General features: G+C 66.2%; 11 protein-coding genes. 6 read left to right on the top strand and 5 right to left on the bottom strand.

Annotated elements, in window-relative coordinates:
* Positions 1–34 precede the first annotated feature (34 nt).
* A complete protein-coding gene (locus ACOYYX_RS36770; protein WP_422927624.1) occupies positions 35–1,510 on the top strand; it encodes a protein adenylyltransferase SelO in 1,476 nt (491 codons plus the stop codon).
* A 7-nt stretch (positions 1,511–1,517) separates the two neighbouring features.
* On the opposite strand, the gene ACOYYX_RS36765 is transcribed toward ACOYYX_RS36770, so the two are convergent.
* From ACOYYX_RS36765 to ACOYYX_RS36755, 3 genes are read right to left on the bottom strand one after another with little or no spacing between them, the layout of a single operon-like run.
* Positions 1,518–2,783 (bottom strand): DUF1552 domain-containing protein, encoded by a 1,266-nt coding sequence (locus ACOYYX_RS36765; RefSeq protein WP_422927623.1) that lies wholly within the window; start codon positions 2,781–2,783, stop codon positions 1,518–1,520.
* Between the two features lie 42 nt (positions 2,784–2,825).
* A complete protein-coding gene (locus ACOYYX_RS36760; RefSeq protein ID WP_422927622.1) occupies positions 2,826–3,422 on the bottom strand; it encodes a heavy-metal-associated domain-containing protein in 597 nt (198 codons plus the stop codon).
* Positions 3,419–6,064, bottom strand: a complete 2,646-nt coding sequence (locus ACOYYX_RS36755) for a DUF1592 domain-containing protein (protein ID WP_422927621.1) — start codon at positions 6,062–6,064, stop codon at positions 3,419–3,421. Before ACOYYX_RS36755 ends, ACOYYX_RS36760 begins: the two co-directional genes overlap by 4 nt.
* A gap of 395 nt (positions 6,065–6,459) precedes the next feature.
* Here ACOYYX_RS36755 and ACOYYX_RS36750 point away from each other — a divergent pair, with 395 nt between their 5' ends.
* From ACOYYX_RS36750 to ACOYYX_RS36730, 5 genes are all read left to right on the top strand, one after another.
* Positions 6,460–7,071: an RNA polymerase sigma factor gene (locus tag ACOYYX_RS36750; protein ID WP_422927620.1), complete on the top strand. Its 612-nt coding sequence runs from the start codon at positions 6,460–6,462 to the stop codon at positions 7,069–7,071.
* A gap of 45 nt (positions 7,072–7,116) precedes the next feature.
* Complete coding sequence (locus ACOYYX_RS36745) at positions 7,117–10,659, top strand: protein kinase domain-containing protein (protein WP_422927619.1); 3,543 nt, start codon at positions 7,117–7,119, stop codon at positions 10,657–10,659.
* 159 nt (positions 10,660–10,818) lie between these two features.
* Complete coding sequence (locus ACOYYX_RS36740) at positions 10,819–12,222, top strand: hypothetical protein (RefSeq protein WP_422927618.1); 1,404 nt, start codon at positions 10,819–10,821, stop codon at positions 12,220–12,222.
* Position 12,223: 1 nt separating this feature from the next.
* Positions 12,224–13,564: an IS701 family transposase gene (locus ACOYYX_RS36735; protein WP_422927617.1), complete on the top strand. Its 1,341-nt coding sequence runs from the start codon at positions 12,224–12,226 to the stop codon at positions 13,562–13,564.
* A gap of 38 nt (positions 13,565–13,602) precedes the next feature.
* On the top strand, positions 13,603–13,860 hold the full coding sequence (locus tag ACOYYX_RS36730) for a hypothetical protein (RefSeq protein WP_422927616.1): 258 nt from the start codon (positions 13,603–13,605) through the stop codon (positions 13,858–13,860).
* 149 nt (positions 13,861–14,009) lie between these two features.
* Here the strand turns inward: ACOYYX_RS36730 and ACOYYX_RS36725 are convergent, their stop codons facing one another.
* Complete coding sequence (locus ACOYYX_RS36725) at positions 14,010–15,230, bottom strand: selenium-binding protein SBP56-related protein (RefSeq protein ID WP_422927615.1); 1,221 nt, start codon at positions 15,228–15,230, stop codon at positions 14,010–14,012.
* A gap of 87 nt (positions 15,231–15,317) precedes the next feature.
* Entirely contained in the window at positions 15,318–15,761 is a 444-nt protein-coding gene (locus ACOYYX_RS36720; protein ID WP_422927614.1) for a DUF2784 domain-containing protein, read from the bottom strand.
* Between the last annotated feature and the right edge of the window lie 205 nt (positions 15,762–15,966).

Genomic DNA, 15,966 nt, shown 5'->3' with positions numbered 1-15,966 from the left:
CAAGCGACCTTGAACGCCGAGCTGGAGAAAACGCATGCCCACTCCGACCGAGACGGTCGCGGAAGAGAACACCGTCGGATGGCGGTTCGATAATACGTACACGCGGTTGCCGGACGACCTCTTCGCCCCGGCCCAACCGGCGAAGGCCCCCGAGCCTCGCGTCGCGATCCTGAACCATCGGCTCGCGACCGAGATGGGCCTGAACCTCGACGCCCTCTCGCCCGAGGCCGCCGCGGCCCTCTTCGCCGGCCAGGCCTTACCGGAGGGCTCCCAGCCGATCGCCCAGGCGTACGCGGGGCACCAGTACGGCGGCTTCACGATCCTCGGCGATGGTCGAGCGATCCTGCTGGGCGAGCATCGGACGCCCTCCGGCCAACTCCTCGACATCCAGTTCAAGGGGTCGGGCCTGACCCCCTTCTCCAGGCGAGGCGACGGTAAGGCCGCCCTCGGGCCGATGCTCCGCGAGTACATCATCAGCGAGGCGATGGCCGCCTTCGGCATCCCCACAACGAGGAGCCTCGCGGTCGTCACCACCGGCGAGCGGATCTATCGCGACGGGATCCTGAAAGGGGCGATCCTGACCCGCATCGCCGACAGCCACATCCGCGTCGGCACATTCGAGTACGCCGTCCGTCGCGGCGCGGCGACCCTGCAGGCCCTCGCCGACTACGCGATCGCCCGACACTACCCCGACTTGGCCGATGGCCCCGGCAAATACCTGGAGTTCTTCCGCAGCGTCGCCGACCGTCAGGCCGCGTTGATCGCCCGCTGGCAGCACGTGGGGTTCGTCCACGGCGTCATGAATACGGACAACGTGGCGATCTCCGGCGAGACGATCGACTACGGCCCCTGCGCCTTCATGAACGCCTACAACCCGGCCACCGTCTTCAGCTCGATCGACCACGGCGGTCGCTACGCCTACGACAACCAGCCCGCCATCACCCAGTGGAACCTGGCTCGCCTGGCCGAGACCCTGCTCTCCCTCTTCGACCCCGACTCGGAGAAGGCCATTGCGCTGGCGACGGAAGTGATCGAGGACTTCCCCAACCGCTTCGACGCTTACTGGCTCGCCGGCATGCGGAAGAAGCTGGGCCTCCGCACCGACGAGGCCGAGGACGCCGACCTGATCCGCTCCCTACTCGACTGGATGCAGAAGACCCGGGCCGACTTCACCAACACCTTCCGAGACCTCTCCTCGCCCGAGTTGCCCGCCGACGATCGCTACCAGGCCCCCGAATTCCAGGCCTGGCACACCCGCTGGCGCGAGCGCCTCGGCCACGAGGATAGCCAGGGTGCCGCCGCCCTCATGCGTTCCGTCAACCCGGCCTTCATCCCCCGCAACCACCGGGTCGAGGCCGCCCTCGCCGCCGCCGAGTCGCGTGACGACCTCTCGGTGATGCAACGCCTCCTCGACGTGCTGGCCTCGCCCTATGAGGATCGCCCGGAGCTGGCCGAGTATCGCGAGCCGCCGGCCGACGAATCCAACTACCGCACCTTCTGCGGCACGTAGCGGCCGCTCAGGCCATCTCGAGCCCGCGCATCGTGGTCTTCGCGCTCGCAAAGGAACCGGCCTCGATGCCGAGGCGTTGCAGCATCGAGACGTAGAGCGTGGCCAGGTTGTGATTGTTGTTCGTGTCGAAGGCGAGGTGCTGGCCGTGCTTGAAGCCTCCTCCGGCGAGCAGGACGGGGAGGTTGACGTTGCTGTGCGAATTCGCGCTTCCCATGCAGGTGCCGTAAAGCACCTGCGTGCGTTCGAGCAGGTTGGCCTCCCCTTCCCTCGCCGTCGCGAGGGCGGTCAGGAAACGGTTAAAGACCGCGAACTGCCGCTCCTCGTGCCCGCGCAGCTCGGCGATGACCTCGGGACGGCCGCCGTGGTGGGTGATGTTGTGGATGACTGTCGTGTCGATGAAGAGTGAGATGAGCCGGGTCGAGTCGGTCTCGAGCGCGAGCTTCATCAGGTCGAACAGGTGCCCGGTCTTCTCGACGAACCGGTTGCCCTCGTTGATGTCTTCCGGCGGCTTCGCCGAGACGGCCGGCTTGGGCTTCTGCTCCCAGGCCTCGGCCGCCTGCATCCGCTTCTCCAACTCGCGGACCGAGCTGAGGTACTGATCAAGCCGCGAGCGGTCGTCGTTCGACAGCGATCGATCGAGCCGCGAGGCCTCGCCGCGGAGGAAGTCCATCATGCTCCGCCCTTGCCGCAACGCATCGACGGTCGCCGCGACCTCCTCCGGCTTCCCCTGCACGAAGAGCCTCTGAAACAAGCGCCTCGGGCTGGTCTCGGCCGGGATCGGCGAGCCGTTCCGGGTGTAGCTCAGCGTCTTCCCCTCGGTCGACATCGCCAGCACGAGCGACGGGTGCCGCGTGCGGTCGCCGATCTGCTCGGCGGCATACTGATCAAGGGATATTTCATTGTGGAAGCCGTTCTGCTCCGGGTGCGGGGTGCCTGTGATGAAGCATTTTTCCGCCTGGTGCCCTCCCGTCACGCCCGGCAGGCTCACGCCCGAGAAGACCGTAATCTGCGAGCGATGCGCCGAGAGCTTCTCCAGATAGGGGCTCGGGGCGAAGTCGCGGCCGACCGCCTCGGGGAAGAAGAACTGCGGCATGATCCCCTGGTTCGTCTGGATGCAGACCATCCGACGCGGTACGGCGGCCTCCGCGCCCTCGGCCCTCGCGGCGGACCCGAAGGCGGGCCGCATGGCCTCGAGGAACGGCAAGGCGAGCGTGACGCCCGCACTCCGCAGGAAGGTGCGGCGACCCAGCGGAGACCCGGCGATGTGCGTCATATCAAAGTTTCCATTGAGGTGAGCAAGCCTTGATTTTGAGGTTTAACGCGCATCGGCCGACTTACCCCTGGCCGTCTCCGGCTCGACGACATCGACCTCGGCCTTCTTCAACGCGGCGACGAGTGCCTCGCGTTTGGTCTTCGACGGATCGATCCATGCGGTGACGTGCCCCCCCTTGAAGCTCACCACCGCGCGGTCGACCCCATCGATCGTCGCGACCGCCCGATAAGCTCCATAGGCGCACCCCTTGCAGTCGAGCCCGGCGACGGCGATGCGCTCTCGCACGAGCTTTTCAGGCTTCGACGTATCCGGGGGAAAGGCATTGAAGTTGTGCCGCGATGCATTGCGCAGGTGATTGTTGATCGACTCATGGACCTGCTGCGGGGACTTGCCCTGGAACGCCTTCGCGTCGGCGTCGTAGGAGAACGTGGCCGTGGCCGCTTCAAAGTCGATGTCGACGAGCTTCACCAGCGTCTTCGCCCCGCCCTCGTCGATCGCGAGCGTCCCCGCCTGCTTGCGGAGGTCCTCCGCGCGATCCGGCTGGAACAGACCCATGAGCCGGTACTTGACCGTCACATCCCCGGCGACGCCCGGCCGGGCCGCGATGAGAAGGGCGATGCAAAGCAGGTGACGCATCATCGGGTCGAAAACTCCCGGCTCTGGATGACCTCGTGCAGCAAGGTCCGGATGCCGCCGCCCTGCTTTTCCGCCGCAACGACGATGGCCTCGACCGCGTCGAGGTCCCGGAAGGCGACCTCCCGGCCCGTCGCGTAGACGAGCCACTGCCGGGCGAGGTTCTTCAACAACCCGCGGCGATCAGCGGCGAGGATCCGTTGCAGTTCGCGGATGTCCTGGAAGCTTCGCCCATCGGCCAGCGTGCCGGCGGGGTCGACCGCGGGGCCGAGCTTGAAGCCGATGCCGATGGAGGGATCGATCGAACCCCGAGGCGCAGGGTCGCCGATCTCCAGCGAACGGTATCGGTCCCGCATTCCCCCGATCACATCGAAGCTCTCGAGCGCAAATCCGGGGGGATCGATCGTCGCGTGGCAGCCCGCGCAGGTGGTATTGTCGCGATGCTTGGCGAGTTGCTGGCGGATCGTCGTGGCGCCCCGGACGTCGGGCTCCACGGCGGGGACGCTCGACGGCGGCGGTTCGGGCGGTCGGCCGAGCAGCCGATCCATCACGAAGGCCCCTCGGGGTATGGGGGATGTCGTGGTGCCGTTCGCGGTGATCTTGAGGATCGACGCCTGCGTGAGGAACCCGCCTCGTTTGCAGTCGGCCGGCAGCGGCACGCGACGAATACCCGGCCCACTCACCCCTTCGACGCCATAGTGGGCGGCGAGCTTCTCGTTCAGCATCGCGAAGTCGGAGCGCACGAGATGCGTGGCGTCGAGGTCGCGGTCGAGCAATTCCCGGAAGTAGGCCCGCGTCTCCAGGACCATCGACTCTTGCAGATAAGGGCTGAACTCCGGGTAGAGCTTCTTATCCGGGTCGTTCGCCGCGATGGAGCGGAGCTTGAGCCACTGGCCGAGGAAGTCGTCGACGAACCTCTGCGAACGCGGATCCTCGAGGAGGCGTTCGACCTCCGCTCGCAGCATCGTCGGCTCATGTAACTGAGCGTTGGTCGCCAGCTTCGTGAGCCGGTCGTCGGGCAGCGAGTTCCAGAGGAAGTAAGCGAGTCGGTTCCCCAGCGCGAAATCGTCGAGCGACTCGGCGGGCTCGACGTGGTAGAGGAAATCCGGCGAGCACAAGGCGGTGCGGACGGCCTGACGCATCGCGGATTCGAAGCAATCGCCGGCCTTGATGCAATCCTCGACGAGCCCGACGTAGCGTTCCCTCACCTCGCCCGGCACGGGGCGCCGGAAGGCTTTGGGCAGGAAGCCCGCGAGCAGGCGCTCGGCGTGCTGCCGGGGTTGCTTGCTACGAACCGTCCATGCGCCAGTCACTGGGTCTCGCGAGTTCTTGCCTTCGCCGAGCCAGAGCCCTTCGAAGTCGACCCGCCTCGGCGGTGTGGTGCCGGGATTTTCCTTCGCGACGAAGGGCTCGATCGGAAGGTCGCCGAAGATCAGGCGATGCGATCGCGGTGGCCAGCGGTCGTTGAGCGGGCCTTCGACGTCGATCCAGTCCACCGCGATCCCGGGGCCGATGAACGCCATCGCGTGCCCCTTCCGGTTGTAGTTCGCGACCGGAGCGAGCGAGGAAACGTCGCAACCCATGATCTCGTTTTCGTTCAACCAGACGTCCATACCTCGCTCGGTCGGCTTCAGCGAGGGGGCGTCGAGATACCCGAGCGTGTAGTTCGGATGCTGCCCGCCGCGGCCGTCGCCGGTGAGCTGGACGACCGCAAGCCTTAGTGCCTCGGTCCCTCGAGCGGGGAGCACTTGCCCCTTGTCCCATCCGAACGCCCAGGTCGAGGCCCTTATCCGATAGCGGCCAGGATAGATCGTCGTATGCCCGCGGAAGTAATAGTTCACCGATTCATCCTCGCGTCGGAAGATGCCCACGGAGCTATCGGTGTCGTACATACCCATCGCCTCGTGGGCCCCCTGGTCCTGGTGCCTGTGGGCCCCCGCCGGCGGATAAGCGGGGTCGGGCTTGAAGCCGCGCAGGAGGACGCAATCCCCTTGCATCGAGAGATAAGGAGCCGAACCTCCGCGGTCGAGCAGCGAGGTCCGGGTCTTCTGCACCCGAGGCGCCGAGGGCCTGGCCGCGATGGCGAGATCAAGGACGTGATCCGCCGCCTCGATGTACTTCGCCAGGTTCACGTGCGAGAGGAAGAGGGCCTCGCTGTTCTTATCGAAGCCGTGCGAGGAGCCGTCGGGCGGCAGCAGGGCCTGCAGGGCGATGCCCGGCATGTCGAACAGGTCGCGCAGCGTGTTCTCATACTCGACCCGCGTGAGCCGTCGCAACGCCGTCCGCCCCTTCCCGGCGAGCCTGGCGTCATCGACCGCCACGAGCGCCTTCTTCAATGCCGCGATCGCCGGCCCGACCTCACCCTCCGGAATCCGCCCCTCTTTCTTCGGGGGCATCTCCCCTGCCTCGACACGGCTGTAGACCTTCGCCCAGCGTGCGAAGTTCTGCGGGTTCGCCGGCTCGAAGGCCAACTCCTCGAGGTCGAGATTCCCCTTCTTCGTCACCGCGTCATGGCAGTCGAGGCAGCGGTTCTGCACGAGGTCGCGGACAGCGGCTGGAAGCTCCTCGCCCAATGATCCTCGGGGGAAAGCGCCGAGCCAAGCGAGGAAGAGCAAGGATATGACTTCGAGGTGCCTCACGCGTCGCATATGCACCTACCTTGGCTGGACCGTGTTGCCAGGGGCGACGGAGCGGTCCGGTCGCCGGTCGTCGATCTGTCGGCGCATGCTTGATCGCCTCGGATTCTCGCACGAATCGAGTCGATGGACCAGCCTCGGAGCCATTCGTTTGGGTCGACCGATGCGTTTCGGGAGCATTCTCCGCGAGGTCGCGCCGACGAATATCTCTTAAAACCTTAATTGGTGAGCATGTCATGCCGTTGGGCGGGGCCGGTGGGAATGTGTTGAGGTCGATGTTGAAGAAGGGGTCGACCTTCATGCCCGTCGGGGCCGACGTGGATGGGGGGACACGCCGCGGGCGAAATCCGCGGGCGAACTGTAAGATTTTCGGGGGTCGCTTGTGAAACCTCTATAGGGAGGATGCCTTGTCCGCCGTTCCACCGACACGAGCGAGCCTGCTGATCCGCCTCAAGACGCCCCGCGATGAGCGAGCGTGGGGCGAGTTCGTGGAGATTTACGAGCCGCTGATCCACCGGCTCGCCCGGGATAAGGGCGTGCAGAAGGCCGACGCGGACGACCTCGCGCAGGAGGTCTTCCGCTCCGTCGCCGCCGCGATCGAGGGGTGGGATCCGGATCCAGGGCGGGGCTCATTCCGGGGGTGGCTGTCGCGGATCGCCCGCAACCTGATCGTGAACCTGCTGGCCGCCCGGGGCCGTCAGGGTGCCTGCGTCGGCGCCGGAGGGACGGAGATGGTCGAGATCCTCGAGGCCCAGCCGGCGAGCGAGTCCGACTCCACGCTCTTCGACCTCGAGTACCGTCGTCGGATCTTCGCCGTCGCGTCGCAGAGGGCCCACGTGTCCTTCCATGAGACCACCTGGCAGGCCTTCTGGCAGACGAGCGTCGAGGGCCGGGAGGTCGCCGCGGTCGCCGCGGAGCTGGGGATCTCCCCAGGGGCCCTCTACGTCGCCCGCAGCCGGGTTATGGCCCGCCTGAGGCAGGAGATCGAACGGATCGAAGGGGATGAATGCGACGGATGACGGCGGCGATGAGATCGAGCGACGCGTTTTCTCGGAGATTCCTCAATGTCGGACTGCCCCACCAAGGATCGGCTGCTTCTCCTGCTGGATGACGGCCTGCCGGAGGCCGAGCACGCGGAGCTCGCCGCGCACCTGGAGGCCTGCCCGCAATGCCGGGGCATTCTCGATCGCCTGGCGGCCCGGAGCGGCCTCTGGGATGAGCTGCCGCTGCTCCGCGACGAGGCGTCGTGTCCCGACACGCACGTCGCGGATGAGGATCCCGGAAGATCGTGGCCCGACGATGATGAGTTGCCCCTTGGCCTGTTCGATCCTCCCGACGAGCCGGGGCACCTGGGCAAGCTCGGGCCGTACGATCTGATCCGCCCGATCGGCCGGGGAGGGATGGGGCTCGTCTTCCTCGCCAGGGACCGGGCCCTCGACCGCCTGGTGGCGATCAAGATCCTGACGCCAGGGCTGGCCGCGACCGCGGCGGCGAGGCGGTGGTTCGCACGCGAGGCCAAAGCCGCGGCCGCCGTGGTGCACGAGCACGTCGTCACGATCCACGCCGTGGATGCCCTGCCGCAGGGCGTCCCCTACCTGGTCATGCAGTACGTCGCCGGCAAGTCGGTCCAGGACGTGATCGATCGCGGGAAGACCCCCGGGGTCGCCGAGATCCTCCGGATCGGCAGCCAGGCGGCCAGAGCGCTGGCCGCGGCCCATGCTCAGGGGCTCATCCACCGCGACATCAAGCCCGCCAACATCCTGCTGGAGAACGGCGTCGAGCGGGTCAAGATCACCGACTTCGGCCTGGCCCGCGCGGTGGATGACGCGACGCTCTCGCAGTCGGGGGTCGTGGCGGGCACGCCTCAATATATGTCGCCCGAGCAGGCCGGCGGCGAGCCCGTGGACCACCGGACCGACCTGTTCAGCCTCGGCAGCGTGCTCTATGCCCTCTGCACGGGCCAGGCGGCTTTCCGAGGCAGTTCGAGCATGGCCACGCTACGCAAGGTCTGCGAGCAGAGGCCGAGGCCGATCCAGGAGCTCAATCCCGAGATCCCATCCTGGCTGGTACGGATCATCGAGATGCTGCATGCCAAGGATCCCGAAGGCCGCTACGGATCGGCGGCCGAGGTTGCCGACCTCCTCTGTCGATGCCTTGCCCACGTCCAGCAGCCGAGCAGCGTGCCCTTGCCGGCCGAGCTGCGACCCGCTCGCAAACGCCGGTCGATGGCCGTCTGGGGATCGCTCCCGTTCGCCCTCATCCTGGCGACGATCCTCTGCTGGCCCGGGGCCCGCCAGGCAGCCGGGCAGGCCGTGAGTTACATGGGCACGGTGCTGCGGCTGACGACCCCCGAGGGAACCCTGGTGGTCGAGGCCGATGACCCCGACGTTGGCATCAAACTCGACGGCTCCGAACTGGTCATCACCACCTCGGGGTTGAAGGAACTACGGCTCTCGGTGGGCAAGCACAACGTCCAGGCGCTGAAGGATGGCAAGCTGCTCCGGGAGGAACTCGTGACCATCAGCCGGGGCGGGCGGACGGTCCTGCGGGTGCGCAAGGAAAACGTGGCGGAAGCTCCCCCGTCGACCGCGTCTATCCCCGAGGGGAAGGCCCGCGACGAGGCCGTGTCCCACATTCCCCCCACGCCCGCGAGTGCAGGGCAGATCCGCATGCCGACTCAGCCGGGCCCCTCCCCCCGGGCCGTCGCTCTCGGGCCCTTCGATGCCGAAGTCCGCTCGCTGAGCTTCTCACCGGACGGGCGTGTGCTGACCTTCGGTACGAGTGCGGGCCGCGTCGGGCTCTGGGACTGGCAATCGCAGCTCGGCGGGGTCGGGGCGGGCTTGTATGATACCTCATTCGAGGCCCATCCCGGCGGCGTCGAGAGTGTCGCCATCAGCCCGGACGGTCGCACGCTGGTCACGGGTGGTCATGACAATCACGTCAAACTCTGGGACCTGAAAACCGACCCACTGCCGCCGAGGAAGCCGACCTGGGATTTCGGCGGATTCGACCAGGTGGTGAGGTCCGTGGCCTTCAGCCCCGATGGCAACCTCGTCGCGGCCGGGGGATTCGACAGGGTACTGGCCTTCTTTGATGCGAAGGATGGCCGGCGCGTCTGGACATCCCCGATCCTGGATCAGCCGGTCAATGGAATCGCCTTCTCCCCGGATGGCCACTTGATCGCACTGGCGATGGGCGACTGGACCAAGGCGAGGCCCGACGAGCCGATCGGCCAGCCTGGCGAAGTCCAGGTCTGGAACTGGCCGGTGCGCGAGCGGATTGCGACGATGGTCGGCTGGAAAGCCGAGTGCAAATCGGTCGCCTTCGACTCCACCGGGAAATACCTGGCCGCCACCTGCGCCGACAACACGTTGCGCCTGTACGAGTGCGACAGCGGCTCGTGCAAGGAGCGATGCGTCGTGGACGGTGGCCCAAAGTCGGCCGGCGTGGCGTTTCGTCCCGGGAGCCTCCTGCTGGCCAATAGCAACAGGTCCGGACAGGTGAAATTCTGGAACGCCGCGACCCAGGAGCTCGGCGGCACGCTGCAGGCCCATCGCACGAACAGCCCCTCCATCGCCTTCTCGCCCGACGGCCGTGACCTCGCCACCGCGGGTGCCGATGGGATGGTCAAAATCTGGTTCATTCGCGGCATTCCAGGTGCCGCCGCGCGGGAGTCCATCCGGCTGGCGGAGGTCCTCCGGCAGCATTCGCCAGAAATGGGAAGGTCCTCGGGGTGGCGGATGCAAATCTACCTCAGGGATCTCGCGGAGGAGAGGACAACACTCGTCGCCGATGAACCCATTCCCGGTCAGAACTGGTGCTCAAACCCGGACTGGTCGCACGACGGCACCAAGATCCTTTTCAATGCCTCCACCAGTATGAAGGCGCGGTCACGACAGATGGTCCTGGATAGCCTCAATGGCCACCCTCGCACGCTGGACCTGGGCCCTGGCCGATGGGGGAAGTTCTCGCCGGACGACCGGCAGATCGTCTTCGCCCTCGACCGCGAGGACGAGACCGACCGCCCCGGGATCTGGGTCATGAACCCCGACGGCACCGGCCGGAGCCGGCTCGACATCGACGTCATCGGGGCTCCATCCTTCTCCGAGGACGGGCGACAACTCCTCATCAATACCTTCGAGGATCCGGCCAGCACCTACATCCATGACTTCTCGACCAAGCAGACCACGCGGGTCGAAGTCCCCGGCCTGAAGATCTTCTCCTGGCCGCGCTGGGCGGGCTTGCACACCCTGGTCGCGAGCCTCGGCGCCGGGAGCGAGCCTGAATCGATCGGCCTCCTCGACGTGCAACGCCCAGGCCAAGCGCATGTCGAGGGCCAGCTCTGGAGGCGGAGCGACGGGCCCGACACCTACGCGCGGTGGCCCCTCTACGACCCCCCGACCGGAGCCTGCTACTTCCTCGGCGCCCGTGGCGTTGTGCGGTCGATCCTGAAGTCACCGAGCAACATGGGAAGGCCGGGCGCGATCCCGATCGAAGGCGGCGAGCGTCCCGACGGCATGGGAGGCCTGACCCCCTCCCCCGGCGGCCGATACCTCCTCTTCAACGCCCATCGCCCCGACCAGGCGGCGACCAGACGCCCCCGTTAGCGAAGCCCCTAATTTCCCCTCGGCGAGCATCGGTCGAACACACTGAAGCAACTTAGTAAAGGAATCGGCTTGAGCCACGCATGAACGGGAATTGCTATGGACCACTTCGGGAGCTTGTTCATTAATGCCATCAGGACACCGGCCTGGAAGAAGGCTCACATGGGCGGCCTGCACGACGCGGTCAGAATTGCCGAGCAAGTGCGGGCTGACGTCGGGCTGACGGCCGCCGAGGCGTGCGGGGAGGTGGCGTTTCAATACCTTGCCGAGGTTCTTCTCAGGCTGGAGCATCACGCAGCCACGCAATCAGCGAAGGGTTACGGGCGCTACCGGTGGTTCTGGTATCTCCGGCGGCTCCCCGACGAGGTCTTTGAGGGGCAACTGGCATCGACCGAGTCCTATGACCGCAGCGTAGCGGAGGTCCTCGCCATGTGTGGTGCCGACCCAGCCTACATGTTGGGTGCTCCGTCCGGGGAAGGCACTTTCCCTATCGACGGGACGGTGATCAAGCGGTTGGCGTGGATCTGCGGCTTCTCGCTTGGCTATTGCCAGTGCCAGGTGGAGTTCCGGATCGTCGGCAAGGGAGGCGTTCTGGAATTCGACCGCTCGATACCCGGCCTGCCGTTCCGGATTGCCCGGAGCCGAATGGAAAATGCCCTTGAGCGGGCGATCAATGAGTTCGACCGGCGCAACGAACGACACGAAGTCATGAGCAAGCTCGGCGTGCCTGTCGATTCCTACGTCCCCACAGCCCACGAGGGAGAGCCGTTTCTTTTTCAGGTTGGCAAGGTCGCGGGCGAGCCCCGGATCGTGACGCCGTCGCAAATCGAGATGCAATATACGGTTGCATTGAGATATTCGCCTGCCGGGATTCTCTTTCACGCCGTCGCGGATCTCCTGACTGATCCGCTAGTTGCGAACCTTATCCCATGGCCTGTTGAGCTGTCATCACTGTTCTCGCTCCTTCGCATCGCCACGATTATCTATGGAAGATCGCTGATAGCACGATCTCAGCTATTGCAGTCGGGCTACATCTTGGTCGAGAGAGACGAACTCGACGCGCTCTATGCGGACTTCCGCGAAGAAATGCGCGAGCATGAGCCGGTGCTTCGCGTGCTACCCGAGGAATCGCCTGATGAGAAGTTCAGCGACAGGTTGCTGCGGATGGAGGGGAGGCCATCGCCGTTGCTTCCCGGGCCTGTCGCCTTCATCGTCAACGACAAACTGATCGGAGTCGATCTCTATAACGCGACGCGCCGGTTCCAAATCATGCTGGAATTCCCGGCCATTCACGGTGAACCGGCCAATGTTCGAGCTCAGGCCTTCGAGGACGCGGTGCAAGCCGTCGTCGATGCTTCGCCTTGGGCGCCACCTCTTGCAATAAGACGGCTTAGGGGCCATCACTTCAAGAAGGACGGCAAGCGATTCGGCGAGATCGACGCGTTCGGCTGCCTAGATGACACCCTGCTGCTCGTTTCGTGCAAGAGCGTCATTTTCACAACACAATACGACCGCGGTGAATTCGCATCTATTACTACAGTTGTATTTGAAAGCCTGGCCCCGTAGGATGTTGCGCACGGAGGCCGAGCTATGCAAGCACAACCTGCGGCCGTGGACATCCGCGGCTGGGCCCGCGAGATGGACTCCATCGGCGGGCGCCTGGCCCGCTTCTTCCCCGTTCCGAGCCCCGTCGCCGCGCCATCGCGTATCTCCGGGGCTCCTCTCCGACGCCCGGCGCAAGAACGGCTGGCAGCTCGCCGAGGAGGCCGGCGACGAGTCCCCCTATGGCGTCCAGCACCTCCTCGGCCGCGCCGACTGGGACGCCGACCGCGTCCGCGACGACCTGGTCGCCTACGCCCGGGAACATCTGGCCGACCCCCGGGGCGTGCTGATCGTCGACGAGACCGGCTTCCTCAAGAAGGGCACGAAATCCGCGGGCGTGCAGCGGCAGTATTCCGGCACCGCCGGCCGGATCGAGAACTGCCAGATCGGGGTCTTCCTGGCCTTCGCCGGCCGCCGAGGGCAGGCGCTCATCGACCGCGAGTTGTACCTGCCGAAGGAGTGGGCCGACGACCCCGACCGCCGCAAGGCGGCCCACATCCCGCCCGAGGAGGGATTCGCCACCAAGCCGCGGCTGGCCGAGCGGATGCTCGAGCGGGCGCGGCGGGCCGGGGTGGTGGCGGCCTGGGTGACCGGCGACGCGGTCTACGGCGGCGACGTACGCCTCCGTCGGGCGTTGGAGGCGGCCGGCCAGCCGTACGTGCTGGCGGTCAGGAGCGACCTGAGGCTCTACGACGGCCGGACTCGAGATCGGGTCGACGCGATCGCCGACCGGCTGCCGGCCCGCGCGTGGCGCCGGGCGAGCCGCCGGGGTCGGGTCGAAGGGGCCGCGGTGGTACGACTGGGCGGCCGAGCCGTTCGGCGAGGTCGACGGCCGGGGTTGGCAGCTCCGGCTGCTGGTCCGCAGGAGCCGCGACCGGCCGGAGGAGCGGGCCTACTACCTGTGCCGCGGGCCGGCGGGCACGCCGAGGGCGGAGCTGGCCCGGGTCGCGGGCTCGAGGTGGGCGGTGGAGGAGTGCTTCGAGCGGGCCAAGGGGGATTGCGGGCTGGCCGACTACGAGGTGCGGTCGTGGCCCGGCTGGCATCGGCATGTGACGCTGTCGATGTTCGCGCTGGCGATGCTGGCGGTGATCCGGTCGCGGTCGTCGGCCCGGCCGTCGCCGCGCGAAAAGGGGGCCCGCGGCTGATCCCGCTGACGGTGCCCGAGGTCAGGATCCTCCTGCTCCGGGTGGTGTGGGGCCGGCTGGAACCGGCCGAGCGTGCGCTGGCGTGGTCGGACTGGCGGAGGGCACACCAGCAGCACGCCAAGGAGTGTCACTACAGGAAACGCGGGGCGCGACCTCCTTGATTAAATACAACTGTAGTACTATCCGGAATGTAAGGACCATGCTCGAGAAGGCTGTCGAGAAGTTTGCCGAGCTTGAGGCGTTCTTCGCTCAGTTCCCGAGTTCTGGCAGCGAATATGACTTCACCGCCTACAAGACGATTCGTAGCGTCGTTGTCACTCCGCACGCGATGTTTGTCGCCGAGCCCCCCTTGTTCAGGGAGTGCCTGCCGGACCTGCGGAGCTATTCGAGTTTCGAGGAATTCCGCGCGTGGCTCGGTGGATCGATGCCTGTCTACGCTGGCCAATCCACGGGTTGACTGCTTGGCGGTCGATTCGACCACCGGGCTGACGATCAGCGGACCGCCCAGGTGTGGCAACACCTGGGCGGCCGGGATCAGAACTCAACTGGCCCCGGTGCTTTACTGCCCTCGCGTCATTGTTGCTAGCTGATGTTTGAATGTGAAATTCAGTTGATGAGCATGTCATGCCCGCGGGCGGGGCCGGTGGGGAACTTGTTGAGGTCGATGTTGAAGAAGGGGTCGACCTTCATTCCGTCGGGACCGACGTGGATCAGGCGGATCCAGAAGCGGCCGGCGTGGTCGAGGGTGGAGAGGAGGGAGTTGGTCACGTACATCCGCTTGCCGTCGCCGGTGACGTGCATCATGTTGGGCTGGACGCCGGGGGAGACGGTGCTGAAAAGCTTGGGATTGTCGGGGTCGGCGACGTCCCACTGCTGGAGGATGTTGTCGTTGAAGCAGCTCACGTAGAGGTAGCGATCGTCGGGGCTCTGGCGGAGGTCGGCCGGGAGGGCCCCGGTGGCGGCGACCTTCTTGAACTCGTAGTTGCCGTCGGGTTGGCCGCGGAAAAGCCAGATCGAGTTATCCAGGGCGCAGTTGGTGAAGCCGTAATTATTCCCTGGTTTCACGCTCCAGCGCACCTCGAGCGGGGCGAGGCCGGCCTTGCCCACCTGGAGCGGCTTGCGGGCCTTGAAGTCCCAGACGACGAGCTCGCTGCCGAAGTCCTTCAGGTCCATCTCGGCGAGCGGCTTGCGGTAGTTCCGCAGCGGCGTGAAACTGCTGGTGACCATCCGGTTCAGGTCGGGCTTCACGGCGACGTCATAGCCGTAAGGGGCGTTGCTCGGGTTCTCGATCCGACGGATGAACTTGCCGTCGTTGGTGAACTCGGCCATGCCGGCGGGGAGCCCGCCGTCGGCGGCGCCCAGGAAGTTGATCAGCATCCGGCCCGGCAGGGCGTAGTACGTGTGCGGGCCGGAGAGTCCCGTCGTCGAGGGGACGTCGTCCAGGACCTTCTCGATCCGGGGCCTGGCCGGGTCGGTGGCGACGTCGAGGATCCAGATGCGGCTCGAGATCAGGCCGCCCGCCCAGATCTTGGTGCGGTCGTCGGTGAAGCCCCAGTGATGGGTCTCGTTCCCCTTGGAGCCGAGGTCGACCGTCGAGGCGATCGTGCCGTAAGTCGCGCTGTCGGGGTTCACGTCCACCACGGCGATGAAGTCGTTGTCCTTCGCGTCGGCGTCGACGCAGAAGACGTACAAATACTTCTCCGGGCGGTCGAGCCTCTTCACGTATGGAGAGAGGCACGTTTCCGCCGCACCGAACTGTGAGAGACCAAGCATAAAAGGCAGGACGAGGATCCCGAACGACAACCGTGCGCCGCGATAAGACCGCATGGGGGCTCCTCCTCGGGGGGACATCTGCGTTGGGGTGAGACGACCTTGCCTCGCGGGTCCAATGATGCCGAGGAGGAGTCGGGCCGATCAAGGGCGCGCCGAATTTGGCTGCGGGGCCGGCTCGGCGGACTTGCGGAGGCTTTGGGGCAATCGCGGAGGCCCCAGGATGAATGCACTCAGGACGGCGAGGCCGAAGAGGCTGTAGGCGAGCGTGAAGACCCAGGGCTCGGCCCGGAAGAAGATGAGCCGATGGGCCCAGTAGCCCACGAAGGCCCCCGGGTACGTCTCCTGCCCGGCCATCCGGCGGAAGTAGTTCTCCAGGATCGTCAGCGGGCAGATCACCCCGACAAGTGCCTGCCCGGCCACCACGACGATCGCGGCGAGGTGCAGCACCCGGAACCAGAAATTCCGGGCCCACTCCCGGCGCAGGAGCAGGCCGACCACGATCGCCACCATCCCCAGCAAGACGAAGAAGACGAACGCGGCATGGATCACGACCGTGATGTCCGCCAGGATGCGTGCCCACAACATCGCGATGCTCCTTCTCTTCCGAATCCAAAGGACCTGCAAGTCCCCAATATCTTCCCGCCACTCGTCTCTGCACAACGGGTCGCAGGATGTGCCACGAGAATGACGATTCCGTCAAGATGGCCTCGACCTCGAGGGTCTGTATAGCTTGGTCAACGCCCGGCGTATCCGGCTTCCTGCCGCGTGGGGGCGTCGATAAAATGAATGG

Origin of the sequence: Singulisphaera chitinilytica, from assembly GCF_049331405.1 — a bacterium.
Taxonomy (GTDB): domain Bacteria; phylum Planctomycetota; class Planctomycetia; order Isosphaerales; family Isosphaeraceae; genus PoT.
The sequence above is the reverse complement of the archived record's forward strand: the minus strand, read 5'-3'. Positions and strand labels throughout refer to the sequence as shown.

Bases quoted from the DNA above. Each gene is read 5' to 3' on its own strand.
- ACOYYX_RS36770 (WP_422927624.1), top strand. From the start codon at position 35: ATGCCCACTCCGACCGAGACGGTCGCGGAAGAGAACACCGTCGGATGG.
- ACOYYX_RS36765 (WP_422927623.1), bottom strand. From the start codon at position 2,783: ATGACGCACATCGCCGGGTCTCCGCTGGGTCGCCGCACCTTCCTGCGG.
- ACOYYX_RS36760 (WP_422927622.1), bottom strand. From the start codon at position 3,422: ATGATGCGTCACCTGCTTTGCATCGCCCTTCTCATCGCGGCCCGGCCG.
- ACOYYX_RS36755 (WP_422927621.1), bottom strand. From the start codon at position 6,064: ATGCGACGCGTGAGGCACCTCGAAGTCATATCCTTGCTCTTCCTCGCT.
- ACOYYX_RS36745 (WP_422927619.1), top strand. From the start codon at position 7,117: ATGTCGGACTGCCCCACCAAGGATCGGCTGCTTCTCCTGCTGGATGAC.
- ACOYYX_RS36740 (WP_422927618.1), top strand. From the start codon at position 10,819: ATGGGCGGCCTGCACGACGCGGTCAGAATTGCCGAGCAAGTGCGGGCT.
- ACOYYX_RS36735 (WP_422927617.1), top strand. From the start codon at position 12,224: ATGTTGCGCACGGAGGCCGAGCTATGCAAGCACAACCTGCGGCCGTGG.
- ACOYYX_RS36730 (WP_422927616.1), top strand. From the start codon at position 13,603: ATGCTCGAGAAGGCTGTCGAGAAGTTTGCCGAGCTTGAGGCGTTCTTC.
- ACOYYX_RS36725 (WP_422927615.1), bottom strand. From the start codon at position 15,230: ATGCGGTCTTATCGCGGCGCACGGTTGTCGTTCGGGATCCTCGTCCTG.
- ACOYYX_RS36720 (WP_422927614.1), bottom strand. From the start codon at position 15,761: ATGTTGTGGGCACGCATCCTGGCGGACATCACGGTCGTGATCCATGCC.